Origin of the sequence: Paenibacillus sp. MER 99-2, from assembly GCF_023714095.1 — a bacterium.
GTDB lineage: Bacteria > Bacillota > Bacilli > Paenibacillales > Paenibacillaceae > Paenibacillus.
Genome location: NZ_JAMAUZ010000001.1, coordinates 499,650 through 525,854, shown reverse-complemented (window position 1 = coordinate 525,854; position 26,205 = coordinate 499,650). Strand labels below are relative to the sequence as shown.

Genomic DNA, 26,205 nt, shown 5'->3' with positions numbered 1-26,205 from the left:
CCTCATTTTTCAAACATCCCCATCATTGTACTACACAAGCGAGTCAGAATACAAAATGCAGTAATTGAGAACAAAAAAACAGGACCTCGTAGCGAAATGCTGGAGCATCCTGTTCTAATGACTTGTTTTACTGCAAAAATTAATAAAAACGTCCACCGTTTCGTGTAATCATCTCGGCAGCCTGTGGAAACGAATCGTTCGTCACCGACACGGTCAATAAAATACCTTGGTGGGGTTGCCCTGTCGATATGGTCTCAGGCATATCATATACCTGACCATTGGATAGCATTTCCGGATCATCGCTAATTAGCGAAAGAACGTTAAGTTCCCCGCTAAATCCACCAATTACCGCCGTGGGAGAGAATTCTCCCTCCTCATCCTGTTTGGCAACCGGTTCATCAGATTGCAGAGGAAGACTCTCAATACGTAATTGATTGGGGTGTAACAGTTCTAGAGCTCTTCGAGCAGACTCTGCATCAGACCAACTCGTAAAGACTGCCTCAATCATTACTGTGGAATGAACGTCTTCACTCATGCAGCTCTCTTCCTTGACGACGATCGGCAGCTTCACTTCGACGCAATGCCTCTACATCATCATGATCAGCTGACTCACTACTAAATTCCACATCTTCATTTTTTGCAGATTGCAATCGTTTCATTTTCTCAGTCTTCGTCAAAATTTTGCCCGGGCGTTCATGTTCTGCCATGTCATCTTCCTCCTTTAGTATCAGTGCTCTATTATGGATGGGGTCTAACTAGATCATGCCACCAGCCTGCTCAATAATGGATAGGGCACGGTGATGTACTGATTCATCTACGACTACAGTGAGCAGAACATCCCTACCTGTTGGGCCTTCTTGTCCACCATCGCTCATGCCGCTTGCGGCAGGATCTGCAGCAGCCATAATTCCAGCGGTCACATTCATGCCCATTGCTCCAGGCACCCAAGAAGAGTAACTACCAGAAACTCCTGGTGTATAGGAGGCTCCACTTGGCCCTACCCCTGCATAACGGCTGAAACGATTAATCGACAGGTCCTCCACACGTAACGCCTCCAATTTTTTGGCAGCGCCTTCTGCTTGCTCTGGGCTATGGAAGTACGCCAAAATGTTTTTCTCACTCATCTGGTCACACCTGCTTCCCTAGTTTTCGTATATGGGCTATCCCTTATCGTTCTCGCTCTGCTATTCTGCCGCAATGTTCCTCCATTTATGCACAAAAAAGGACACCATGCCGAATAACAGCAATGATGTCCTTTCATATTTACAATATTGATGGCAAACGATCTAAATAAATTTCCCCGACTTTATGACATACAAGCCGATTGGTTAATACAGCAATACGTCTATTAGTCACCACGGAATGCGCGTTTTACTCGGTCAAAGAAGGATTGCTCATGCTCATGAGTTTGTTCTCCATCTAGGGCAGCAATTTGGCGCAACAGATCTTTCTGCTCGTCATTCAGCTTGCTAGGTGTAACAACAACCACTTTCACATGTTGATCCCCTTGACCCATACCGCGCAGGCGTGGAACCCCTTTGCCTTTGAGGCGGAAATAAGTTCCGGTTTGTGTACCCGCTGGAATTTTCAACTTCACTTTTTCAGTCAACGTTGGAATCTCAATCTCGTCTCCCAATGCTGCCTGAGCAAACGTCAGTGGAATCTCGCAGTAAATATCGTCTCCTTCACGTTCGAAGAAATCATGTGATTTCACACGAATAACAATATACAAATCTCCCGCTGGGCCACCACGCAGACCGCCTTCACCTTCACCTGTCATACGCAGTTGTGCACCATCATCTACGCCCGCTGGAATGCGAACATGGATTTTGCGTTGCTTACGTACTTTACCGCTACCACTGCACGTTGTACATTTTTCTTTAATAATTTGTCCTGTGCCACTACAGTTCGAGCACGCACGGCGATTAACCATACGACCGAATGGAGTGTTCTGAACAACTTCCTGTTGTCCACTACCTTTGCAGACTGTACATGTTTCTGGTTTCGTTCCTGGTTTAGCACCTGAACCGTGACAAGTGTCACAACCTTCAGTACGCGGAATCGTAATGTCCGTTTCTTTACCAAAGACAGCCTCTTTGAACTCAATGGTCATGGTGTATTGCAGATCGTTCCCACGTTGCGGTGCATTAGGATCGCGTCGTCCGCCACCACCACCGCCAAAGAACATATCGAAGATATCGCCAAATCCACCGCCACCAAAATCGCCGCCACCGCCGAATCCACCTTGATTCGGATCAATATGCCCATATTGGTCATACTGCGCACGTTTCTGGCCGTCACTGACAACATCATAAGCTTCCTTCACTTCTTTGAACTTGGCTTCCGCATCATCCGCTTTGTTTACGTCAGGGTGATACTGACGTGCAAGCTTACGGTATGCCTTTTTGATCTCCTCGTCGCTTGCATTTTTGCCAACGCCGAGCACCTCATAATAATCACGTTTTTCAGCCACTCTTCCACCCCCATAACATTCACCATATCGCACATCGTGACAAAAGGAAAGTCAAAGCACGGGAGCCCCGGCTATGACTTTCCCCTCAATCCGAACGTCACCGATGTTTCATTCGCCTACATGCGCGAATTAGTTTTGTTTTTTATCTTCGTCTACTACTTCGTAATCCGCGTCAACAACGTTATCACGTTTAGCAGAACCTTGTTGCTCTTCAGCACCTTGAGCTGCTTGCTCTTGCGCTTGTGCTTGCTCATACAGTTTTACAGACAGTTGTTGAACGATCTCTGTCAGTTCTTCTGTAGCTGCTTTGATGTCTTCCAAGTTGTCCGTAGCTACTACACCTTGCAATTTTTCTTTTGCAGCGTTAGCTTTTTCAACTTCACCAGCGTCAGCTTTTTCACCAAGATCTTTAATCGTTTTGTCCACAGAGTAGATCAGTTGGTCTGCACTGTTTTTAGCTTCAACGAGTTCTTTACGTTTTTTATCTTCTTCAGCGTGCAGCTCAGCATCTTTCATCATTTGCTCAACTTCAGCATCGCTCAAACCGCTGGAAGAAGTAATTGTAATTTTTTGTGTTTTGTTTGTACCTTTATCTGTTGCAGATACGTTAACGATACCGTTGGCATCAATATCGAAGCTAACTTCGATTTGTGGAACTCCACGTGGAGCTGGTGGGATATCTCCCAGCATGAAGCGTCCAAGTGATTTGTTACCCGCTGCCATCTCACGCTCACCTTGCAGGACGTGGATCTCAACGCTTGGTTGATTGTCCGCATAAGTGGAGAACACTTGAGATTTACTTGTAGGAATCGTTGTGTTGCGTTCGATCATTTTGGTAAACACGCCACCTGCAGTTTCGATACCCAGGGACAATGGAGTTACGTCAAGCAATACAACGTCTTTCACATCACCTGTCAGTACGCCCGCTTGTACAGCAGCACCCAAAGCTACAACTTCATCCGGGTTAACGCCTTTGTGAGGCTCTTTACCTGTCAGTTTTTTAATTGCTTCTTGTACTGCTGGAATACGTGTGGATCCACCAACCAATACGATTTTGTCGATATCGTTAGCAGTCATACCCGCATCACTCAATGCACGACGAGTTGGTTCAAGCGTACGCTCAACCAGACCAGCAGAAATTTCTTCGAATTTCGCACGGCTCAGGTTCAATTCCAAGTGTTGAGGAACGCCGTCAGCCACAGTAATAAACGGCAGGGAAATCGTTGTAGTCAATACGCCGGAAAGTTCTTTTTTCGCTTTTTCCGCTGCATCTTTCAAACGTTGAACCGCTGCTTTATCTTTGCTCAGATCAATACCTTGATCTTTCTTAAATTCACTTACGAGGTAATCAATGATTACTTGGTCGAAGTCATCTCCACCCAATTGGTTGTCACCACTAGTTGCTTTAACTTCGAAGAATCCATCGCCAAGTTCAAGGATAGATACGTCGAACGTACCGCCACCAAGGTCATACACGAGGATCGTTTGATCTTCGGATTTCTCCATACCATATGCCAGAGCTGCTGCTGTTGGTTCGTTGACGATACGCAGAACTTCCAAACCAGCGATTTTACCAGCATCTTTCGTTGCTTGACGCTGACTGTCATTGAAGTAAGCTGGAACTGTGATAACCGCTTGAGTTACCGTTTGACCCAGGTAAGCTTCAGCATCAGCTTTCAGTTTTTGCAGGATGATTGCAGAGATCTCTTGTGGAGAATAATCTTTGCTGTCGATTGTTTCTTTATGGGAAGTACCCATGTGACGTTTGATCGAGATGATCGTACGATCTGGATTCGTAATTGCTTGGCGTTTTGCAGTCTCACCTACAACGCGCTCACCATCTTTTTTGAAACCTACTACGGATGGAGTGGTACGTGCGCCTTCTGGGTTAGGAATTACGACAGCCTCGCCGCCTTCCATAACCGCTACGCATGAGTTAGTTGTTCCTAAGTCAATACCGATTACTTTGCTCATCGGAAAATTTCCTCCTTCGACAATTGAGAAGAATCCTTCGATTCTTCATTCTATTATGGTTTATTTATTTTCTTGCTCTATGTGTGCAAACCTCTATATGAAGCTTCGCTGGCATTATACCCTCATGGAGAGGAATTATGAGCTTACCTTAACCATAGCCGGACGAAGCACTTTATCTTTAAGCATATAGCCTTTTTGGACTTCCTCAACAACGGTACCTTCTTCATACTCGTCGCTTTCCACTTGCATGATCGCTTGGTGGAATTCAGGATTGAACGGTTGTCCTACCGTCTCCATTGCAGTCAGACCTTCGTTGTTTAACACGGACTCCAACTGGCGGAAGATCATTTGAATGCCTTTGGAAAAAGATTCACTCTCTGTACCTTCAGGTACAGTTGCCATAGCACGCTCGAAATTGTCGATAACCGGCACGAGTTCGGTGATCAGCTTCATCGAAGCATATTTCGCTAGTTCTTCTTTTTCCTTTTGAGTGCGGCGACGGAAGTTGTCAAAATCAGCTTGTGCACGGACAAAGCGTTGCTGATGTTCCTCAGCTTCTGCCGTCAAACGTGCGATCTCACCTTGCTCTTGACCTACCATCTCCTCAGCCTGTGCTTCTGCAGCACCTGCTTCGTTAACAGGCTCCTGGCTTTCAGCCGCTGTTGTGTCCTGTTGTTCCTGCTCTTCTGCTGCGAATGATTGCTCCTCTTTCAAGATGTTCACCTCCTTATAAGAATGAAATGGTTCATTTCCCGTTCGTGATAAGCATCATGCAGGATAACCCACACAATGCTTATTTGAAACGATGCGTTAACATCGAAGTCAAGTCACGAGAGAGTGTATTTAAAATATGAATGACACGCGCGTAATCCATTCGTGTTGGCCCCAGTATACCAATGGAACCTAAGGCCTCTCCATCCAATGAGTAAGATGCTGTAATCAGGCTGCAATTGGCAAAGGCTTCATGATCATTCTCGGTACCAATCCGTACCTGAATGCCAGATCCACCCGGCACGGGCATCATTAACTTCATCAGTGTTGGCGTTTCATCTAACAGGTCAAGAATATCTTTAACCTTTTCAACATCTTTAAACTCAGGTTGAGTTAACATATTGGTAGCACCGCTAAGGAACAGACGATTGTCGTGCTCATTGTCAAAAGCGCTATTCAGCACCTGCATTACTTCTTCATAGCGATTAATATGTCGTTCCATCTCTTGCCCAAGCTCTGTATAAAGGCGTGATTTGAGTTTATAAATAGGTACGCCAACCAATTTGGTATTTAACAGACGTACCACATTCTCCATCTCGGCAACCGAGATTTCCGGTGGAATCTGTACCGTTTTGTTCTCAACTTGGCCTGTATTCGTTACAATAATCGCCACAGCTTCCCGTTCATTGAGCGGTAACAGTTGAAAGTGGCGAAGTGAGGTGTGAAATACTTCTGGCCCAAGCAAGATCGAAGTATAGTTGGTCATATGTGACAATATGACTGATGCATGCTGTATGACCTGTTCCATGACATTTAACTTCTCAGCAAAAAATGATTTCAGATCGTCCAATTCTTGAGGCTCCACTTGATTCCACGGAACCAGATGATCGACATAATATCGGTAGCCCTTGTGGGAAGGAATTCGTCCAGCAGATGTATGCGGCTGTTCCAAAAATCCCATATCCTCAAGATCCGCCATCTCATTACGGATCGTCGCTGGACTGTATCCAACATCTCCTCGTTTGGAGATGCTTCGGGACCCTACGGGCTCAGCTGAACGGATATAGTCATCCACTATAGCGTTCAGAATCATACGTTGACGCTCTGTTAACATGGTGAGTATCCCTCCTTCTGACTGCAATGTCCCATGTCGTTAGCACTCAGGTCAGATGAGTGCTAAGCGGTAATACAAAAATACCAAACTGACACGAACATTGTCAAGTCAGTTTCATGACGATGCTCATCAATTTATTACGTATGTTCAAGCTGACATGTTTTTTAGGTCAGATTTGAAACGAAGAAGTTAGTAATCAACTAAATATTCTTCTTATAGTATAGACCATTCTTCGGGTGTCATAACACTCATTATACATATTATGCATGAAAAAGGATCGCATGAGAGAGAGCTGTTCACTCAAGACTCTGTTCATGCGATCCATTATGCATCAGGCGGAAATTTCTAGTTCTTTCAGCACTGCAATTTCGTCGCAGCAATTTTGTTTGCTGCAATGCACGCAGTCTGTCCATACTTTTTCAGGGAAAATCTCTTTATCTACAATGGCAAAGCCATTTTTCTCAAAGAAAGAAACTTCATACGTGAGTGCCATCACTTTAGGAATTTTCTGATTCTGAGCTTCTTCCACCAGTCGATCCAGCAACCGGGAACCTATGCCGAGTCCTTTGTGTCCTTCTGAGATACCAAGGGATCTAACCTCAACCAGATCGTTGCCCAAACGGCAAAGCGACCCACATCCCACGACCTCACCATCCACTTCTGCAACGACAAAGTGTTCCAGCTGCCTATGCAGTACTTCCCTTGATCGCGGAAGCATGATCCCACGCTCTGCGTATCCCTTAATCATTTCATATAGCGGTTCAACATCTTCCGGCACGGCTTTTCTGCATATTACCGACATTCTGCTCTCCTCCTATTACCAAGCTTTCCGAAGGAAAGCCAACTTCGTAGTTGTTAAATTACACGCTCTGTCAAATCAATATGAATAAATATACAACAGAGCGTATAGAATTTCAAGCTACGAATTCAGCGATATTGAGCCGATAAACTCAGCAAAAACGTCGTTGCCGAACAGGATACCCTGCTCGCTCAGCCGGAAGCCGTCTGGCGTCCGCTCAAGTAGTCCTGCGTTTAACATTTTGCCCAAAGGCTTCGCGAACACCTCTTCAATGGATTCTCCGAATTGCTCACTGAAACGTGAGGCCGAAGCACCCTCCAGCATTCGGAGTCCAACCATGAGATAATCCTCCATGGCTTCTGGACGACTGATTTTAAAGTGATCTAAACGCGGCAGTCCAGTTTTGGCAGCTTCAACATACGGATTTATGCCTTTGATATTCATATGCCGTTCGCGGCCTACGTATCCATGTGCCCCTGCTCCAAGTCCATAATAATCCTCGTTGCGCCAGTAGGTGATATTGTGACGACTCTCGAAGCCAGGTTTAGCAAAGTTACTGATCTCATACTGCTCGTATCCCGCTTCTTTCATTCGACTCATTAATAGAAGATACATCTGCAATTCATCATCTTCATGCGGCAGCGGCAATTGATTTTTCTGATACAGCGTATGGAACAGGGTGTTCTCTTCCACTTTCAAGCTGTAGATTGAATAATGCGGCAGATCCAGCTCCAGCGCTCTGTCGATACTCTCATTCAACATCTCTACTGTCTGGTTCGGCAAACCAAACATTAGATCGATGGACAAGTTGTTAAGTCCTGCCTTACGTGCATTCTCCAAGCTACGATATACATCATCCGTGTTATGAATGCGGCCAATGCCAGTAAGTAGGTCATTTTGGAAAGCCTGCACGCCAAAGCTGACACGGTTAACGCCGCCTTCTTTCATCGCAGCGAGCTTCTCCGCATCTGTTGTTCCCGGGTTAGCTTCCATTGAGAATTCAATATTGTCTGCCCAATTCGGGAAGTACGTTTTGACGGAACGAAGGAAGTACGCCATTTCGTCAGGTTTCAAGGCTGTGGGTGTGCCCCCACCTACAAATATCGTTTTAATTTCGCCCGGCGGATTCGCCTTAACGGTATGCTCCATTTCCCGTTCCAGCGCCTCTAGATACTGCATCACAGGCTGATCCTTCAGAACATAAGAGTTAAAATCACAGTAAAAACATTTATTCGTGCAAAAGGGAATGTGAAGATACACCGCTTGGGGTGAACCTGTTTTCCGGCTTTGTGATGTCAATGTCATGGGTAAGTCCCCCTCTATTTGAAAAAAGGAAAGCCATCCGGCTTCCCCTCTCAGCTTCATTATATAAATTGAATTTACTTGTAAGTGTCCGTTCAATCTATATCATATTATTATTTGCAAGCAAGCGTCTTATCTTACAATTCAATTTCGATACACACATTCTGTGCTGTACCTCAAAACTTCGCTTACCCTTTCATACACAAATCATTGATGTACCAAAAGGATTCACGTGACGTTTGCAAGCAAACGTCTTAATCATCAATTTTCAATACAGCCATGAACGCTTCTTGTGGTACCTCAACGTTACCAACCTGCTTCATCCGCTTCTTACCTTCCTTCTGCTTCTCCAGCAGTTTCCGTTTCCGCGAGATGTCACCACCATAACATTTAGCAAGTACGTTTTTACGCATTGCTTTTACCGTTTCACGCGCCACTACCTTCGTTCCAACGGATGCCTGAATTGGCACCTCGAACATTTGCCGTGGGATCAGCTCACGCAGTTTCTCACAGATAATGCGGCCACGGTTATATGCACGGTCACGGTGAACGATGAAGGACAGCGCATCGACCTGTTCGCCATTGAGCAAAATGTCCATTTTCGCCAGATTAGACTGACGATAGCCAGACAACTCATAGTCGAAGGATGCATAACCTTTGGTACTCGATTTCAATTGATCGAAGAAGTCATATACAATCTCGGACAACGGGATCTCATACGTAATCGTAACCCGCGTAGTGTCCAAATACTCCATATTAACGTATTCGCCACGTTTGTTTTGGCACAATTCCATAATGGTACCTACATAATCATTCGGTACGATAATGGCTGCCTTAACATAAGGTTCCTCTACATAATCGATCCGTCCTACCTCGGGGTAGTTAGATGGATTGTCAATCTGAATCATCTCACCGTTAGTCAGAGTGACATGATAGATTACGCTTGGTGCAGTAGTGATCAACGGAATGTTGAATTCACGCTCAATCCGCTCCTGAATAACGTCCATGTGCAGCAATCCGAGGAATCCGCAACGGAATCCGAATCCAAGCGCACTGGATGTTTCTGGCTCAAAGCTCAGTGAAGCATCATTTAATTGCAATTTCTCCAATGCCTCACGCAGATCCACGTAATCCGATGTTTCAATCGGATACAGACCGCAGTATACCATTGGATTAATTTTGCGATAACCTGGCAACGGCTCTGCCGTCGGCTTTTTGGCATCGGTTACTGTATCCCCGACCCGCGTATCTCCTACATTACGGATACCTGCTACGATAAATCCAACGTCACCCACGTTTAGCTCGTCCACAATGGTCATGCGTGGTTTGAACGCACCCACTTCAATAACCTCAAATGACTTGTCTGTTGCCATCATTTTGATCTTCGAACCCGATTTGATCTTACCATCGATGACACGTACATATACAATTACGCCTTTGTACGGATCATAGTGCGAGTCAAAAATCAGCGCTTTCAGTGGTTGATCTGGGTCACCAGCAGGAGCAGGTACGCTTTGTACCACTTGCTCAAGAATCTCCTTGATCCCAATTCCAGCCTTGGCGGAAGCCAGCACTGCATTACTTGTATCAAGCCCTATCACATCTTCTACTTCCTGCTTCACACGATCAGGATCAGCGCTTGGCAGGTCGATTTTGTTGATGACTGGTAGAATTTCGAGATCGTTATCAAGCGCAAGATATACGTTAGCTAATGTTTGCGCTTCAATCCCCTGAGCCGCATCCACCACCAACAGCGCGCCTTCACATGCAGCCAAACTCCGTGATACTTCATACGTGAAGTCTACGTGTCCTGGCGTGTCAATCAAGTTCAATAAATACTCTTCACCATCGTCTGCTTTGTAAGTCAGAGCTACAGCTTGCAGTTTAATTGTAATTCCACGTTCGCGTTCAAGATCCATCTGATCCAGCACTTGCTCCTGCATCTCACGCGATGTAAGCGCACCTGTGTACTCCAAGATCCGGTCCGCAAGTGTTGATTTGCCGTGATCTATATGTGCAATAATCGAAAAGTTACGAATTTTACGTTGTCTTGCCCGAATGTCAGTCATTCCTTACCCCCAGAAACAGCCTAGTGTCAATCACTTCATTATAACAGTTGATGCAGGGTGCATCAATCCCATGATGTTTCAACTTTATCATAATTATCACTACCAAGAACTGCCGAGGGTATATTTTGCCTTGAATGTATTGCTTTTTATTCAGCAACGCCACTAAACAGGGAGACCACCCATTTGATACCGTTATGAGAAAGGTTCTGCAGAAGTCCTGCTGTTTTATCAGCAAGAACATCAACCGGTGCCTGGCTCTGCTCTGCTCCTAATACCTGACTTGGCGATTGGACAGGTACAACCGGAGGTTCCTTTTTTTCGACCTGCTCCACAGGCTGCTCTGGCTCAGATTCGACTGCAACGGATGCTGGCTCTGACTTCACAAGTGTAGGACTCTCCTGTTGATCATTCCCAAGCTGAAAGTTACTGCCTGCCAGTTGCATACCAAACAGGATTCCCAGCAACATCAGAACAGCTACCGATAGCAGCTTTTTCCCGAATCTGGACACACCTTCGCCCCCTCTATACATGTTTTAGAATGTTCTCCATCTGACTCAATTACTAACCACCTTGTGTTTCCTTTTTCGCACTTGCCTTATCTACCTTCTGGTCTTGCCAATACACTTCGGCAATCATGTCTGCCAGTATTTTAGAGGTTCGCTCTAATTCTGCTGCGGTATTGTCGATACCTCCGATTTCAATGAGGATACTGTTTGGAGAAAGTGTCTGATTATATTCGCCATTATTAGCGCCTCCCCCATTTTTCCCCCAGACTCCGCGGGAAACACCGGGATACTTGGCTTCAAGCTTTTTGTGAATCTTAGCCGCAAAGGCTTCATTTTGCTGCCAGTTAGGGTTTTCATGCCCAATGATAAAGTAAACCTTCGCATATCCAAGACCTTCAATCGTTGTCGTTGTTTTATTATGACGCTGTGAATCTCTATGGATATCAATGAGATAGGTAAGATCATCATTTTGGGCGAGTGCAGCTTTTACCGTCTGGCGTGAATATTTATAGGAATAATTCCAGTTATAATCCTTCACTTTAGTAGGGTAATCATCTTTGGCATGTTCCACCCCTATCCCTAGCTTTTCCAAACTATCTGTTAAATAGCTCCCCACTTGAAATACATTGCCTGTGGACTTACCGGAAGAAGGATTATCACTCTTGGTACCTAATAGTGGGTTGTATCCTTCCCGTGGATGCGAGTGATAGATGAGTACCGTCTTTTTATCTAATGTAGGTTTGGAATCATCGTCTGGGTTCTTCGAAGGCGGATCTTCCTGAGCTTCTGGATCTTTAGAATCTCCAGGATTTTCAGGCTCGTCCGTGTCTGATGAGGTCGTGTCATCCTCCCCTGGTGGCGTATGTAGCTCTCCCTCGCTTTTCCCTCCACTGTTTGAAGCTGTGTCCGTTAATCCGGGTCCGGGTTGATAATCCTCTGGCGCTTCTGCCTTTTCATTTCCCGAGCCTGGCCGAAGCAACACAGGTTGATTCGAACCCATTCCTGGCATTTCTCTAGCAATTAAGCTTTTGGGATCCTGAGGATTAACGTTCGTTAGCAGCTGAAAAACAAACGTAGTTAAATTCTCACCTGAGAACGCAGACGTCTGTTCCTTTTGAGTTAAATGCGGCACTTCCATACCCAGCATGTCTACAAAAAAACGACTAGACACGGTACTGGCGAATCCTTTCATTGAAGAAACTGGCGAATTATTCAATTGCTTCTCTGCCATTCCTCCTAGGCCTAGTACTACAAAAAATAGGACAGATATAATCATAAGCAACAGCAACGTACGGCCCATGGCCAGTACATGCAGCAATCTTTTTCTCCACTTACCAATATTCCAAGCCAATATTTTGTTCATTGCCTCTGTCTCCTTCCCTGCTGGACAACTCTTATACTCCAACTCTATGAGCTAGTTAGAATTGATAGAACTAGAAGAGGACAATCTCCAAAAAAAAAGAAAGTCCGATAGATTCGGACTTTCTTCTATAGGCTTGGCCAGTTGCAATTTCCAATTTAATATAGGAGGAAGATAGAAGTGGTTAACTTCATCAAGCCAGTTTCACCAGTTTTCAATTTAATGTGTATAGGCGGCTACATTGTCAGGATTTACAGCATCATGTAGTGCTGCATTTAGGCCTGTCGCAATAACGTTAGCGATATCTTCAATAAATTCGTCGATCTCTTTAGGGGTTACGATTAGATCATGCCCCAACGGTTCAAGCACTTCTTTCACTAAACTAAGGCGATCATTTTCACTAATGTCGTCAAGCATGCCCATAATCTGTTTTGTTTGATCCGTCTCCTGGCGGAAATGATGCCGCATCATCTCGATTGCGTTATTCACAATCGTCGATGCATAACAAACCGTAGGAACACCAATCGCAATACAAGGCACACCCAGAATATCCTTAGTTAAGCCACGTCGCTTATTCCCAATGCCAGAACCCGGGTGAATACCTATATCTGCCACTTGTATCGTCGTATTGACACGTTCTAATGAACGGGAGGCAAGAGCATCAATCGCAATGATTGCATCTGGCTTGGTTCGATCAACAATGCCTTGTACGATATCACTCGATTCGATCCCCGTAGTTCCGAGTACCCCAGGAGCAATAGCACTTACTTCTCGATAACCCGGCGCTACCTGATCAGGAACTAATTCAAAATACTGACGGGTAACCATGAGATTCTCCACAACTAACGGGCCCAGTGAATCAGGTGTCACATTCAAATTTCCCAACCCTACAATTAACACTTTAGAGTCTTTGTTGATGCCTGCTTTGGTCATAAAGTCTTCCATTTCTCGGGTGAACTCCGCAGCAACACGCTCCTGTAGTTCCGTATCTCCATTGCGAAGTGTTGGAACCTCCAACGTCACATAATGTCCCTTCACACGACCAATGGCTTGTGCCGCAGCATCGTTCAGGACATCGATTCGCGTAATCTTAATTCCTTCTTTCTCCTCTACATCTTCCTTTAAACCTGGAATGGTCTGTTTCTGATCACCCTGAACCATTTCTTTTGAATCAATAGCCAAATCAGTGCGTACTGTATAGTTCTGTAAATCAAGTGTCATCCGTTCTTGCCTCCCTTACCGCATTTGAGCATATTGTGTGGGAAAAAGGGCTACTTTATGCAGCATACCCGAATATGATAGGAATTTCTGTTGCAATTTACATGCCATCATGCTAGAATATTTTAAGTTGTGAAACGTTTGTATTCATGCGAATGCCTTACAGGAGGTGAATGTAATGCCAAACATCAAATCCGCTGTTAAACGCGTAAAAACGAGCGACAAGCGCCGCGCACTCAATGCTTCCCAGAAATCCGCACTCCGTACAGCTGTTAAAGCTGCTGATGCTGCCCTGGTAAGCAACGAAGTTGATACTGCTAAAGCTGCGATTCAAGCTGCTTCCAAAAAGCTGGACAAGGCTGTAACTAAAGGTCTAGTTCATAAAAATGCTGCAGCTCGCAAAAAGTCTCGCTTGGCGAAAAAACTGAACGCTCTTTCCGCACAAGCGTAAGAAGCGTTACTTATACGATCCAATGGAAAAATCCTGAACAGCACGTGCTTTCAGGATTTTTTAGCTATGTGGTCTGTTAGGTACAGTTCAGAACAAAAAGCGGCTCTCACTCGGTTGATCAACGATCAACGGAATGAGAGCCGCTTTTGTTATCTTTGATTGGTAATCAAGTTTCACAATAATGATTGGCAATAATTTAATTATCGTTCAACATTATTATGCACCAAGTCTTAGCAAAAACAGTTCCAGACCAAGCACTTTATCTACAGCGCCTGTTTTCATTTGATAATCCAGCTCACTCAAATGGCTTAAGATCAGGCGTAAACGTTCAGGCTGAAATTTTCGAGCCTGCTCCCCAGCAATTTTGACTGCATACGGATGAAGTCCAAGCTGGCTTGCAATTTGCTGCTGTGAATAGCTTTGCTGTCCAAGCTCCTTCACCTGAATCATGATTCGGAACTGCCTCGCGATCAATGCTGCAATTTTGATAGGCTCTTCGCGCTGTTTTAACAACTCGTAGAATAGAGCTAACGCTTTCTCAAGCCTTAAATTCGCTAATTCCTCCACTAGGGCAAACACATTCTGCTCCGTGCTACGTGCAACGAGCGATTCAATATCCTCACGCTTAATCACGCCACCATTTCCAGCAAATAGACACAGCTTGTCTACCTCAGCAGATAACGTCTGCAGACCTGTTCCCGCATAACTAACAAGCATATCCGGAGCTCCAGGCTCAAAGGTAACCTCGCGTTGTTTAGCCAGCTTCACAATCCAATTCAACAACTCTTCTCCACTAAGCGGGGCAAACGAAAGCACAATGGCTTGCTTCTTGGCAGCCTTCACCAGCTTCTTACGCTCGTCCAATTTATCCCCTTGGGCCAAAAATACAATTGTACTGTAATCTGCAGGGTTATCCATGTACGTTAATAAGCGATCGACCTGATGTTCAATTTTAGAGTCCTTACCGGCCGTAAATAGATTCGCATCCCTAACAATAATTAGTTTACGTGGCACAAGAAAAGGAACCGTCTCTGCTTCTTCAATAACAACTTCTACAGGTGTCTCCGAGAGATCATAAGGTACAATCGCAAAATCACGATGCTCCTCCTCAATAACCTGTTCCTTTAACATATCCGTAAATTGCTGTATCTGGTATTTCTCCGTTCCGTACAGCACATATATCGGAGCCGTATCTCCATTTCGTATTGCTTTTGTTGCACTCTTCACATCCATCACGGTGCCTCCTTATCCCTCTTATCCTACCAGAAAACGTGACAGACAACAAAGGGACCTTCCATCCACAGTGTGGATAAAGGCCCCTCAGTCCTACATCTATATAAACGCAGCATCAACCACTCTAGAAGAGGCTGTTACATAACTAGTAGAGGCTGATGCGCGGTCATACGACGTCAGTTGTTATAACTGATATAGGACGTGGTTTACTTCCATTATATTCGGATGAAGCTAGAATGTGCTTCCATCGACAGTTAATAATCGAAACGTTCTACAATTATTTGCCGGAATTCCCGCTGTCTGCAGCTGGAGCTACATTAAATGACTTTTTCACCGCTGTTCCGTCTTTCTCTGTCTCGTAATTAAATACAGTGCTATCCTTGGACCAGCTAGCCGATTTTAATGTTCCTTCCAGATCACGCTGTTCTACTAGATTCAGAACGTCAGAATCACTGGCAGACTTAGAATAGATACTGAGCTGGTTCCCGATCTGTAAGACCAGATAAGATCCATTCGGAGACTTCCACTCGGTTGCAGGAGGAGCCACCGCAGCAAACCCACGGTCTGAACCTGCTAATCCATTGTTGCTTTCTGTCGCCTGCTCTGGGTTCTGATCTGCGTTAGGAGCGACCATCCCCGTTGCTGGTTCATCATTATTTACATGCGGCACCACATCTTGCGTTGTAAAGGATTCCGCTTCTCCATTTTCAGGTTCAGTTGCAGCACCGTCATCCGAACCCGCTTGAGGAGCATCGGCACTTCCTGGATCTACACTCTTTTGTTGATCAGGTTGTACTTGATTAGCATTCCCCTGATTTTCCGAAGGTGTTGACGCAGAAGGCGTTTCTTTTGGTGCATCGACTTTGGCTCCAGCATCAGCCGAAGGCTGTTTCGGTGCTACATCTTCCTGAGGTTGCGTTTCCAGCTTCTCCGTCTCATTCTCCTCAGGGGTTACTTCTGAAGTAGATTCTTGTGTATCAGGCTGTGTATCATTCTGTTCATTAGACAGCCCTGACATTGCACGGTTATCTCCTTCTGTTGGAGCAGATGAATCGTCGTTGCTAATTTCCATTCTGAGTGCGTTCTGATCTTCATTACTGCTTTCTTGAGCACTACCTGCACCCATCATCGACTCTGCATTTTCAATTTTCTCAGGCTTAGGACCCCATATAGCTACGCCCAATACCAAGACTGCTGCCGCAGCCCCCATAGACATTCGGCCAACCATAGAATTAAACCATGAGGGTTTAACTTTCCGCTCACTTGATCGTTGTAAATTTTCAAATGCAGCAGGGACAGGACTCATTTCTTGCATGGTACTGCTCTGTTCCCTCCGCGCTTCGTCGATCGCATCTAATTGAGGCATGATTGCATCCACTAAACTAAACTTCGGGGTTACTTGCGGTAAATCTTCCAGTTCTCTGGACAAAGCTCTGAGCAAACTAAAATTCTCGGCGCACTCCGGGCACTTGGCCACATGCTGTAGCAACTGCTCGGTTTCCACCTCACCCAGATCATGATCCAGATACCGGTGCATCCATTCCACCACCTCTTCACATTTCATCCTGTCACACCACCTTTCTGATACTCCTGTAGTAGATTTTGCAATTGTTGCCTAGCTCGGAATAAATAAGATTTCACCGTATTTAACGGAAGATCAAGACAATCCGCAATTTCGTTATACGATAAATCCTGTAAGTATCTTAGAACAATCACGGTTCGATGATGCTCTGGAAGCTTGTTGATCGCCTCCTGAATATCTTTTGCCACATACGTGGACATGACTTCAAATTCTACATTTTGATTATCTTGAAAAACCATCTCATGCTCGTCAATTGAAACAGAAGGCTTGGTTCTTCTAAATTTATCAATACAGATATTCGTTACAATGCGTTGAACCCAGGTTTTGAATTGTGCTTTTTCTTCATAAGAATTAATCTTGGTGTAAATTCGGATCAACGCTTCCTGAGCAGCATCCAAAGCGTCTTGTTCATTATTTAAAATGTAAAATGCGGATCGATAAACATGCTGTTCAATGTTCCGCAATAGGGTAATTAGAGCGTCGCGATCGCCCGATTGAGCGGCTCTGATGAGTTCCGGCTCTACCACAAAGGATCCCCCTCTCCCTGCAACCTTACAGACGTGACCATCAATAAAATTGTTGCAAAGTTAAGTATTTTTTTTATCGGCATCATAAAATAACGGCTTATGTATTAAGGGCCGCCCAAAATCTTCTCTTAGAATAACAGAAATTGCATAAAGCGTCACCACAGCAGTAAAAAGCGATTCCAGTACTTACACGATTCAATTGCTGAGCAATAGCATATATTATAGCAAACAGCCCTCAGAAGCAAAAAAATAAAAAAAAGTCGAATTTTGTACAAATTTAAGCTCTTTTTAATGCAATTTTCATGAAAATAGTGTATTGTAAATTTACATTCATAATACGAGGTGATGAGCATGCCAGCTCTAGCGAAAATTCAGTTGTTAAAAGAACAAATGCCTAAGGAATATCAAAGCATTTCTCATTTTGTAGAACATGCACTGGAATCCATTGATACCCTGGTAGAGGAACATCGGAAATATACTGCTGCACAAGCGTTATACGGCGATAAAATTGTCGGATCGGAAGAACGCTTGTACAGAGAAACTGTACTTGATGTTCGTGAGCAGCTTCTGCTTACGCTTGAGAAAACAGTAGAAGACCTTCTGCATAAAGGTGACAAACACTGGAATAAACATTTCAAAGATGGCGTTGAATAGTTTCAACTAGCAGTTAAAAATAGCCCGTTTCCGTTCCCTCTCAGTTGGAGGGTACGGAAAGCGGGCTTTTTTGGTGCAGTCCAGTAACTTGCAATTAAAAGAAATGAATAATTCGTGTAATGTTCAGTAAATCACAATCAGTTTGCCATTGGCAAACCCTAAGGCTCTTACACCTGCAGAGCTAGCATATACCCAAGCTTCGATCTTGCCTTTAGAACTTGTTTCATACGAAATGCTCGTTGGATCCCCCCACGCCAAGCGCGCCTGCGTCATGTTCATTCCTAGAGCTACTTCTCTAGCAATAATTTTATTCCATGTGGACTGCGACCAATTGTATTTCTTATAAGGATCAGAAGAGAAGAACCAATGTCCTGCAATATCCGAAAATTCATCATTCCCCACCCTCCAATTTATATCGAATATCTATTTCCCCATCTTTGACCCTCATCTGGATCTCTCCCATCTGATCTGTTCGATAGATCTCGGATCCCGTTTCCCCCAGACGTTCCATTACTCCCGGATTGGGATGACCATAGGTATTGTTGAGTCCAGCAGAGATTACAGCGGTTTTGGCATTCCAATATTGAAGCCATGCTTCGGTTGACGACGTTTTGCTACCGTGATGAGCCACCTTCAAGACGTCAATGGAGATCGACTCCTCCTTCGCTGCCGTCTCTTCTGCATCACCAGTGACTTTCCGAGCCGTTTTGTTGCCCGAAATCATTTTCATTAGCTCCAGAGGAACATGCTTATCAACATTTCCACCTCTTACATTCTGTCTTTCAAACTGGGTAGCAAGCGATCCATCCTGAATCATGTAGAGTAAATTTTGCTCGGCTGCTGCATCCATATCTCCCGTGAACAAAAATGAAGCGCCAGCCATATCCAGCAAAAAGACAACCGAATCATGATTTTGATGCTCAGATACAGGAATGCCATCCTCAGCCTCAAGATGCAAGGTATCTAGATCTGGATTAATAAAATGTAACGTAGTCTCCTCATCCGCCACATAAGACAGTCCTTGCCGAATTGCATATAGCGGTATATTACGCTCAATAGCTGTATCTATTAGTTTATCAAAATTGCTCTTACCACTTGTTGTGCCATTAAACATAAAACGCTCCACTGGAATCTGTTCCAGTACAGCTTGTAATCCCCCAGCATGATCCTGATCGGCATGGGTCACGATAACGGCATCCAGCCGATGTATGCCTCGTTTTTTCAGCAAGGGTACAACCACCTTCGCTCCAACTTCATAGGGATCACGCCGAGTTTTCCACGATTGATCAGGCTTGCCGAAGCTAACCGTACCCCCACCATCAACCAAAATATGCTTTCCCTCAGGCGTCGTAATTAACGTGCTATCCCCCTGACCAATATCGAGAAACTGCACTACACCCGTCCGCGAAGGCTGTGGAGTCTGATAGGCCCACCATAGCCCTGCAATCAAAGTAATCACAAGTAACCCGCATATCCAGCGTTGAGAAACAGGTCGTTGTCTCCCCGAGTCATCTCCCGCTCCTCTAGCCCGAAATGCACTTGTGTACTCTGGCCAGGCAATACTTGCACTGAGTGTGGTCATCGAACCCTTGTGCTTTGCTTGCGCGCTATGATTCTGATTCGGTGGGTAAAGAGAGGACTTGAAGGCAAGTTTGCCATTCATCCTAGAGGTCGCCCATGCTGCATCTTCCCGTTTCAACGGTTTGGTCTCTTCATCAACATGATTGCTCCACTGTGATTCTTGACCATTCCCTTGAAACCATATACGTAATAGTGCATACAACACTCCGTAATAGACTCCAACCCACAGCCAGGTAGGCGTAGCCCAGATGAGTACAAAACCAGGCAAACTATTCAACCATTCAATGCCAGCAAAGGTTAGTTTATTTAGGAGGATGACCAGCCAAGCGAACGGTTTGGCCAGAGGTAGCCATATCATAGATAACAGCAATGCAACCGCTCCAAGGGGCAGTACTACAGCGCTTATGAGTGAGACAAAGAGGAAATTTGCTACAAACGATAATATTGAAAACTGATTGAAATACAATATGGTCACCGGAAAAGAAATGAGCTGCGCTGTAACAGTCACCGAGGCTGTCGCAGCCAGTGCTTTCGGTAATTTTCTAAACAGACGATTAATAAAAGGCATGTAGATCATTAAACCGGCGGTGACGAGAAAAGAAAGCTGGAAGCTGACGCTCAGCAAAAAATAAGGATTCCACCACATCATTAACAATGCTGCCGCACTGATCATCTGCAATCCATCCCTAGCTAACCCTCGTCTAGCCATATACAAGCCAAGCATGGACATAATGCCTGCACGAATGACCGAGGGAGAACCGCCAGATAACATGACATAAGCAGGGATAAGTAATAATACAATCGTGAGTGACGTTTCTCTAGTTAACCTCAGCCAAGACAACAAAAACAACAACGAAGCAACATAAACGGCAACATGTGTGCCAGATATCGCCAGGATATGGGTAAGTCCAAGCTGTGAGAAGTGACCATACGTATCCGGATCAATGTCCTTCGCCATACCTATGATTAGACCCTTCATGTATCCAGCATGAGGTTCGGGAAATAAAACTTCTAAAGCGCTACCCAATTGGTGTCTGATCCTGTCATTCCAACGAAAAATATCAATACGGCTCCAGCCTTCAGGCTGCATGTTTTTAATGGAGTTGGCACCTTTGACTTTAAACAACCAATGTATCTCCTGTGTCCGCAAATAATTCCGATAATCAAAGCCACCATAATTCCGGGCTTCTCCCGGCCTTGTGAACGAGCCAGTCAATATTATGGAATCTCCCCGGCTCCACGCCATCGCTATGTCCTGCTCTTCTTCTTCGGCTAGTTTGACTTGTACCATTAAACGCTCGCCCACATCATGTATGGGCTGCGGCTTCGTATCTACTCTTTCTTCAGTGCCAGATAACGGGTCTGCTTCCGGATATATTGTAGAAAGTAATAGCTCAAAATCCGCCCGATCTCCATCCACACGAACAGCTGACGCGATCGTACCTTCTAGCTTCGCTACATAACCGTCCAGCTCCCGCTGACTCATTCCAGTGATCTCAGGCAAGATGCTGACATTACGCAGATCATTCCATTCCCAGTGGGCAAGACCACCTAGAAGCGATGCAACAAGTAGTATACGAGTCCAGCCGCGGATATCCATCCAACGAAAAAAGAGAGGCATACATGCCAGCGCTCCGATCACCCCCCACATAAGTGTCCATCCTGATAATGCACATCCCAATACACTTCCGCATAACCAACAGACTGTAAATAGCAATAACGGCCTACCTTTCATCCCAATCCCCTCCTTATCGTTTCTTTACAGAAGCTTATTTGTAATCAAAAAAAAACGAAGAAAAACCCCCGGTAGCTGACGTAGCTAACCGGAGGTTCTTCCCCAATTTAAAGCGTAATTAAGTTAAGTAATATCACATTACAATACACATACCTGACAACAAAGACGACGCATACGTAGCCTCCATAGCCTTCCCGTGCCTAACCGTTTAGTCGCTAATTGTCATCATCGTCTCACGTGGTGGCTGATATTGCTCCAGCTTGCGGAATGTGATTCCTTTTTGCGCCATCATACGTGTTACTTTTCCTGTATCCTTAGGATATGGGCGATGGAAAACAATTTCCGTAATACCACTGTTTGCAAGCATATTAGAGCAGGTCCAGCAAGGTTCATCCGTCACATAAACAGAAGAGCCCTCCCGATCGATTCGATCCGTGAACAGAAGCAAATTTTGCTCCGCATGAATCGTGCGAATACACCGCTGCTTCTTGACCATTTCCTCTTTACCATCCGTGACAACCAGCTCATACTCTTCGGATATCATGCATCCTGCTTCTGAACAATCCGGCACTCCCATAGGTGCACCGTTGTATGCTGTTCCGAGCAATTTTTTCCCTTGCACAAGCACTGCACCTACATGCCGACGCGAACAGCGGGAGCGGGTAGAGACCATATAAGCAATATCCATGAAGTAAGTATCCCAGTCTTTGCGTACATCTGTTGTACTCATATTTGCATCCTCTCCCCATTGAAATAATCTAAATTACCGAATTTGCACATACGGAGCCATCTTCTCCAGCATTTTCATACCTATTCCTTTTACCTTGGTCAAATCACTGACTCTTGTAAACGGTCCATGTGCATTTCGATAATCAACGATGGCCTGCGCCTTCTTCTCTCCAATGCCTGGAAGCTCAGTAAGTTTAGAGACAGGTGCTGAATTGATATCAATTTTACCATTGTCGACAACCTCTTGCTCGGGCGGGCTTGAAACTTGCTGCTCGGGCTTCACTTCTGCTTCGGTTGTAATATTCGTGATAGCTACAGACGTAGCGGATTCCGTACTAGCAACGTCTGGAATTTTCCCATCTGATGTCTTCTCCTGAACCGTAGAGGAAGCCTCACTGCTTCCAGCAGGATTCACCCCCGCAGCGACCGGTGTTGCTTGTTCTACTACAGCATTCGTTGACAACTCACTATTTTGACCCAAAACAGCCGACTCTACAATAGCAGCTTCCTGCTTGAGCGTCGGCGTTTGGGTGGCGAGCTGCATCGGTTCCCAGCCAGAAGGCGGCTGTTCACTTTTGCCCGACCATAATATAAGTATCGTTCCAATTACCGCAGCACCAATCGTCCATCCTTGTTTCCATCTCATTCGTCTACACCTCTCCCAGTTATCAAAATAGATCAATTTTGAACACGGGCGGTGCTTCCGAACCGTCTATAAATGGACTACAAACTCCACATTCCTTTTTTTCATGTCATGTCAAACAAGTCATGCTGCATAGACTAGAAGGAACGAACTACGCCAGTACCGTAAAGCATGAAAGGAGGCCTGAAACAATGAAGGTTGGATTTATCGGAACCGGCAGCATGGGAAGCCTGCTGATCTATGCCCTGATCCAATCCGGAGCATTGGAGCCGCGGCAGATCGCCGCAAGCAATCGAACCCCTTCCAAAGTGCGTCAGTTATCCCTCCGTTATCCCGGTCTGCATGAATCACAGAGTAATCGGGAAACCGTTATCCGAAGCAACATCATCTTTCTCTGTGTGAAGCCGCTGGAATTCAAACATGTTATTGACGAGATCCTGCCTGTCGTGAATCCCAATCATATGATTGTCTCGATCACTAGTCCCGTGCAGCTGCGTCATCTGGAATCTTCACTTCCTTGCAAAGTCTCCAAAGTTATCCCCAGCGTCACACATCAGGTCGGCAGCGGAGCGTCATTATGTATACACGGTGAACGAATGACAACTGAAGATCGCACTGTGTTGGAAGGCTTGCTGAGTCATTTCAGCAAACCTTACCAAGTGGATGAAGCGTGTACCCGCATAACATCCGACTTTTCCAGTTGCGGACCTGCATTCATATCGTTCTTTTTGGAACAATGGATTGAGAGTGCCGTCAAGCTTACAGGGATCAAACGAGCAGATGCCTGTGCTCTTGCAGGCGAGATGCTCCTCGGAACAGGTAAACTGCTCACTGAAGGAGGCTATACGCCTCAAGAACTTCAAGCACGTGTTGCTGTTCCCGGTGGCATTACTGCCCAGGCTTTGGCACTACTCAAGATTAGTCTGGATGGTGTATTTGATAGTCTCATTCACACCACCCACGACAAATATGATGAAGATCTGGTAAAGCTTAATGAACTATTTCAAACCAGTGAGATTAACCGGCAACAATATTAACCAGTTTGCCTGGAACGGCAATGACCTTACGAATGGTCTTGCCTTCCAGAGCCTGCTTCACAGGTGCAAGCTCCATCGTGAAGTCTTGCATACCTTGTGCATCCAAATCCTTCGCAACGGTTGCCCGTGTTACAATTTTGCCATTCACTTGAACGACAATCTCCACTTCAGCGTCTACCGTCATAGCTTCGTCGTATTCAGGCCAAGCTACATAAGTAATTCCACCTTCATGACCTAAGCGACTCCACAGCTCTTCGGCCATATGCGGTGCCAATGGTGAGAGCAATTGTACGAAGTTCTCCATTGATTCACGCGGCAGTGTATCTGCTTTGTAAGCGTCGTTGATGAAGATCATCAGCTGACTGATCGCTGTGTTGAAGCGCAGATGCTCCAGATCATCAGTTACTTTCTTAATCGTTTTGTGAGCAGTACGCTTGAATTCTTCTGTACCGCCATCCGCTGTGATTTTATCATTAATCGCGCCTGTATCCTCGTTGATGAAGAGACGCCATACGCGTGACAGGAAGCGGTACATACCTTCAACCCCGTTAGCATTCCACGGTTTTGTTGCTTCCAGTGGCCCCATGAACATCTCATACAAACGCAGAGTATCTGCACCGAATTCATTTACAATTTCATCCGGGTTAATAACATTACCACGAGATTTACTCATTTTCTCATTATTGGTTCCCAGAATCATACCTTGGTTCACGAGTTTATGGAATGGCTCTTTGGTCTGAACAACGCCCAGATCGTACAATACTTTATGCCAGAAACGTGCATACAGCAAGTGAAGCACAGCGTGCTCTGCTCCCCCGATATACAGATCGACAGGCAGCCATTGCTGTTGTTTCTCCTGAGAGATCAGTTCCTTGTCGTTATGTGGATCGATAAAGCGCAGGTAATACCAGCAGCTTCCCGCCCATTGTGGCATCGTGTTTGTCTCACGGCGTGCTTTCATTCCCGTTTCAGGATCAACCGTATTCACCCACTCGGTTACATTCGCCAGTGGTGATTCCCCTGTACCCGAAGGCTTGATCTGATCGATATCTGGCAGCAACAATGGAAGCTGATCCTCTGGTACGGTCTTCATCGTTCCATCTTCCAGGTGCAGAATTGGAATAGGCTCTCCCCAGTAGCGTTGGCGGCTGAACAACCAGTCACGCAGACGATATGTCGTTTTGCCTTCACCTTTACCGTTGTCTTCCAGCCAAGTAATCATCTTCGCAATCGCTTCTTCGTTGTTCAGACCATTCAAGAAATCAGAGTTAACGTGTGGTCCGTCTCCGGAATACGCTTCTTTGGTCACATCGCCACCAGCAACAACCTCAATGATGTCCAGTCCGAATTGCTTCGCAAATTCCCAGTCACGTGCATCATGCCCAGGAACCGCCATAATTGCACCTGTACCATAACCAGCCAGAACATAATCAGCGATCCAGATAGGCACCTTCGCTCCATTTACTGGATTGATGGCATAAGCCCCTGTAAATACACCTGTTTTGTCTTTGGCCAAATCGGTACGTTCCAGGTCACTCTTACGTCCAGCTTGCTCCTGATAAGCTTTGATCGCTTCACGTTGCTCTGCAGTCACAATGGCTTCTACCAGCTCATGTTCCGGTGCCAGTACAGCATAACTAGCTCCAAACAAAGTATCCGCACGAGTCGTGAATACCTTGATTACTTCCTCACGTCCCTCGATGGCAAACACCACTTCTGCCCCTGTAGATTTACCAATCCAGTTACGTTGCATATCCTTAATGCTCTCGGACCAATCCAGCTCTTCCAGATCCTCCAAGAGGCGCTCAGCATATTCAGTAATTTTCAATACCCATTGACGCATCGGTTTACGGACAACTGGGTGATTACCGCGCTCACTTTTACCGTCAATGACCTCTTCATTAGCCAATACTGTACCCAATGCTTCGCACCAGTTTACAGGCACTTCGTCAACGTAAGCGAGGCCTTTGTTGTACAACTGGATGAAGATCCATTGCGTCCATTTGTAATAATCCGGATCCGTTGTGCTGATCTCCCGATCCCAGTCATAGGAGAACCCAAGGGATTTAATTTGACGACGGAAGTTGTCAATGTTACGGAATGTGATCTCACGTGGGTGTTCACCCGTATCAAGTGCATGCTGCTCAGCAGGCAAACCAAAAGCATCCCAGCCCATCGGATGCAAAACATTGTATCCGCGCATACGTTTGTAACGAGAAACGATATCCGTTGCAGTGTATCCTTCCGGGTGACCTACGTGCAGTCCCGCGCCAGATGGATATGGGAACATATCCAATGCATAGAACTTCGGTTTAGCCGGGTCCTCGCCTGTTTTGAACGTTTTATTCTCATCCCAAAATTGCTGCCAACTTTTCTCCATCACTTGTGGCTGATAGCCGTGCTTCGGCTGGTGATTCTCACTCATCTATTGTTCCTCCTCTGGTTGATTCACATAAATTACAACAAAAAAACCTCAGCATCCCATAGCGTTTGCAGCGCTAGGGACG

At 45.4% G+C, this 26,205-nt stretch carries 24 protein-coding genes and 1 other annotated feature (1 of these 25 cut by a window edge); of the genes, 3 read left to right on the top strand and 21 right to left on the bottom strand.

All coding sequences use genetic code 11. From position 1 onward, the window contains the following. Positions 1-139: 139 nt before the first annotated feature. From M3636_RS02360 to gpr, 13 genes are all read right to left on the bottom strand, one after another. Positions 140-535: a hypothetical protein gene (locus M3636_RS02360; protein ID WP_128102919.1), complete on the bottom strand. Its 396-nt coding sequence runs from the start codon at positions 533-535 to the stop codon at positions 140-142. Beyond that, complete coding sequence (locus M3636_RS02355; RefSeq protein WP_128102920.1) at positions 528-707, bottom strand: YfhD family protein; 180 nt, start codon at positions 705-707, stop codon at positions 528-530. The genes M3636_RS02360 and M3636_RS02355 overlap by 8 nt, the downstream gene beginning before the upstream one ends. 48 nt (positions 708-755) lie before the next feature. After that, positions 756-1,124, bottom strand: a complete 369-nt coding sequence (locus M3636_RS02350; protein ID WP_056695977.1) for a hypothetical protein — start codon at positions 1,122-1,124, stop codon at positions 756-758. A gap of 224 nt (positions 1,125-1,348) precedes the next feature. Then, positions 1,349-2,473 (bottom strand): molecular chaperone DnaJ, encoded by a 1,125-nt coding sequence (dnaJ, locus tag M3636_RS02345; RefSeq protein WP_128102921.1) that lies wholly within the window; start codon positions 2,471-2,473, stop codon positions 1,349-1,351. A gap of 129 nt (positions 2,474-2,602) precedes the next feature. Further along, positions 2,603-4,447 (bottom strand): molecular chaperone DnaK, encoded by a 1,845-nt coding sequence (gene dnaK, locus M3636_RS02340; RefSeq protein ID WP_128102922.1) that lies wholly within the window; start codon positions 4,445-4,447, stop codon positions 2,603-2,605. A gap of 135 nt (positions 4,448-4,582) precedes the next feature. Beyond that, entirely contained in the window at positions 4,583-5,161 is a 579-nt protein-coding gene (gene grpE / locus M3636_RS02335; RefSeq protein ID WP_145409749.1) for a nucleotide exchange factor GrpE, read from the bottom strand. Between the two features lie 79 nt (positions 5,162-5,240). After that, the gene (gene hrcA, locus M3636_RS02330; protein WP_056695970.1) at positions 5,241-6,272 is read right to left on the bottom strand and encodes a heat-inducible transcriptional repressor HrcA; all 1,032 of its coding nucleotides are present in this window, start codon (positions 6,270-6,272) and stop codon (positions 5,241-5,243) included. A gap of 331 nt (positions 6,273-6,603) precedes the next feature. Then, a complete protein-coding gene (locus M3636_RS02325) occupies positions 6,604-7,074 on the bottom strand; it encodes an N-acetyltransferase (protein WP_056695968.1) in 471 nt (156 codons plus the stop codon). 117 nt (positions 7,075-7,191) lie between these two features. Continuing rightward, positions 7,192-8,376, bottom strand: a complete 1,185-nt coding sequence (gene hemW / locus M3636_RS02320; protein ID WP_251381185.1) for a radical SAM family heme chaperone HemW — start codon at positions 8,374-8,376, stop codon at positions 7,192-7,194. Positions 8,377-8,627: 251 nt separating this feature from the next. Beyond that, positions 8,628-10,442 carry a translation elongation factor 4 gene (gene lepA, locus M3636_RS02315; protein WP_128102925.1) on the bottom strand — a complete coding sequence of 605 codons (1,815 nt, stop codon included), beginning with the start codon at positions 10,440-10,442 and terminating at the stop codon, positions 8,628-8,630. A 146-nt stretch (positions 10,443-10,588) separates the two neighbouring features. Beyond that, complete coding sequence (locus M3636_RS02310) at positions 10,589-10,951, bottom strand: DUF3679 domain-containing protein (protein ID WP_251381184.1); 363 nt, start codon at positions 10,949-10,951, stop codon at positions 10,589-10,591. 52 nt (positions 10,952-11,003) lie between these two features. After that, entirely contained in the window at positions 11,004-12,311 is a 1,308-nt protein-coding gene (locus M3636_RS02305) for a stage II sporulation protein P (RefSeq protein ID WP_251381183.1), read from the bottom strand. Between the two features lie 216 nt (positions 12,312-12,527). Continuing rightward, a complete protein-coding gene (gene gpr, locus M3636_RS02300) occupies positions 12,528-13,529 on the bottom strand; it encodes a GPR endopeptidase (protein ID WP_145409746.1) in 1,002 nt (333 codons plus the stop codon). A gap of 175 nt (positions 13,530-13,704) precedes the next feature. Between gpr and rpsT the strand changes: the two genes are divergently transcribed. Continuing rightward, complete coding sequence (rpsT, locus tag M3636_RS02295) at positions 13,705-13,977, top strand: 30S ribosomal protein S20 (protein WP_024628504.1); 273 nt, start codon at positions 13,705-13,707, stop codon at positions 13,975-13,977. Between the two features lie 216 nt (positions 13,978-14,193). On the opposite strand, the gene holA is transcribed toward rpsT, so the two are convergent. The 3 genes from holA to M3636_RS02280 form a co-directional block, all read right to left on the bottom strand. After that, positions 14,194-15,210, bottom strand: coding sequence for a DNA polymerase III subunit delta (gene holA / locus M3636_RS02290; RefSeq protein WP_128102928.1), 1,017 nt, complete (start codon positions 15,208-15,210; stop codon positions 14,194-14,196). A gap of 277 nt (positions 15,211-15,487) precedes the next feature. Further along, positions 15,488-16,774: a zf-HC2 domain-containing protein gene (locus tag M3636_RS02285; protein WP_251381182.1), complete on the bottom strand. Its 1,287-nt coding sequence runs from the start codon at positions 16,772-16,774 to the stop codon at positions 15,488-15,490. Next, a complete protein-coding gene (locus tag M3636_RS02280; RefSeq protein WP_056695951.1) occupies positions 16,771-17,319 on the bottom strand; it encodes an RNA polymerase sigma factor in 549 nt (182 codons plus the stop codon). The genes M3636_RS02285 and M3636_RS02280 overlap by 4 nt, the downstream gene beginning before the upstream one ends. A gap of 351 nt (positions 17,320-17,670) precedes the next feature. Between M3636_RS02280 and M3636_RS02275 the strand changes: the two genes are divergently transcribed. Then, positions 17,671-17,973, top strand: coding sequence for a hypothetical protein (locus tag M3636_RS02275; RefSeq protein WP_056695947.1), 303 nt, complete (start codon positions 17,671-17,673; stop codon positions 17,971-17,973). 123 nt (positions 17,974-18,096) lie between these two features. Here the strand turns inward: M3636_RS02275 and M3636_RS02270 are convergent, their stop codons facing one another. From M3636_RS02270 to M3636_RS02255, 4 genes are all read right to left on the bottom strand, one after another. Further along, entirely contained in the window at positions 18,097-18,375 is a 279-nt protein-coding gene (locus tag M3636_RS02270; RefSeq protein WP_128102930.1) for a hypothetical protein, read from the bottom strand. After that, entirely contained in the window at positions 18,365-21,289 is a 2,925-nt protein-coding gene (locus M3636_RS02265) for a ComEC/Rec2 family competence protein (RefSeq protein ID WP_251381181.1), read from the bottom strand. The genes M3636_RS02270 and M3636_RS02265 overlap by 11 nt, the downstream gene beginning before the upstream one ends. 208 nt (positions 21,290-21,497) lie before the next feature. Next, complete coding sequence (locus M3636_RS02260; RefSeq protein ID WP_128102932.1) at positions 21,498-22,019, bottom strand: deoxycytidylate deaminase; 522 nt, start codon at positions 22,017-22,019, stop codon at positions 21,498-21,500. A 33-nt stretch (positions 22,020-22,052) separates the two neighbouring features. After that, a complete protein-coding gene (locus M3636_RS02255) occupies positions 22,053-22,664 on the bottom strand; it encodes a ComEA family DNA-binding protein (RefSeq protein WP_251381180.1) in 612 nt (203 codons plus the stop codon). A 188-nt stretch (positions 22,665-22,852) separates the two neighbouring features. Between M3636_RS02255 and comER the strand changes: the two genes are divergently transcribed. After that, positions 22,853-23,698, top strand: coding sequence for a late competence protein ComER (gene comER / locus M3636_RS02250; protein WP_128102933.1), 846 nt, complete (start codon positions 22,853-22,855; stop codon positions 23,696-23,698). Here comER and leuS read toward each other — a convergent pair. Further along, positions 23,679-26,123 carry a leucine--tRNA ligase gene (gene leuS, locus M3636_RS02245; RefSeq protein WP_128102934.1) on the bottom strand — a complete coding sequence of 815 codons (2,445 nt, stop codon included), beginning with the start codon at positions 26,121-26,123 and terminating at the stop codon, positions 23,679-23,681. The genes comER and leuS overlap by 20 nt on opposite strands. A gap of 72 nt (positions 26,124-26,195) precedes the next feature. Next, positions 26,196-26,205: a binding site (T-box leader), on the bottom strand (it continues 260 nt past the right edge of the window).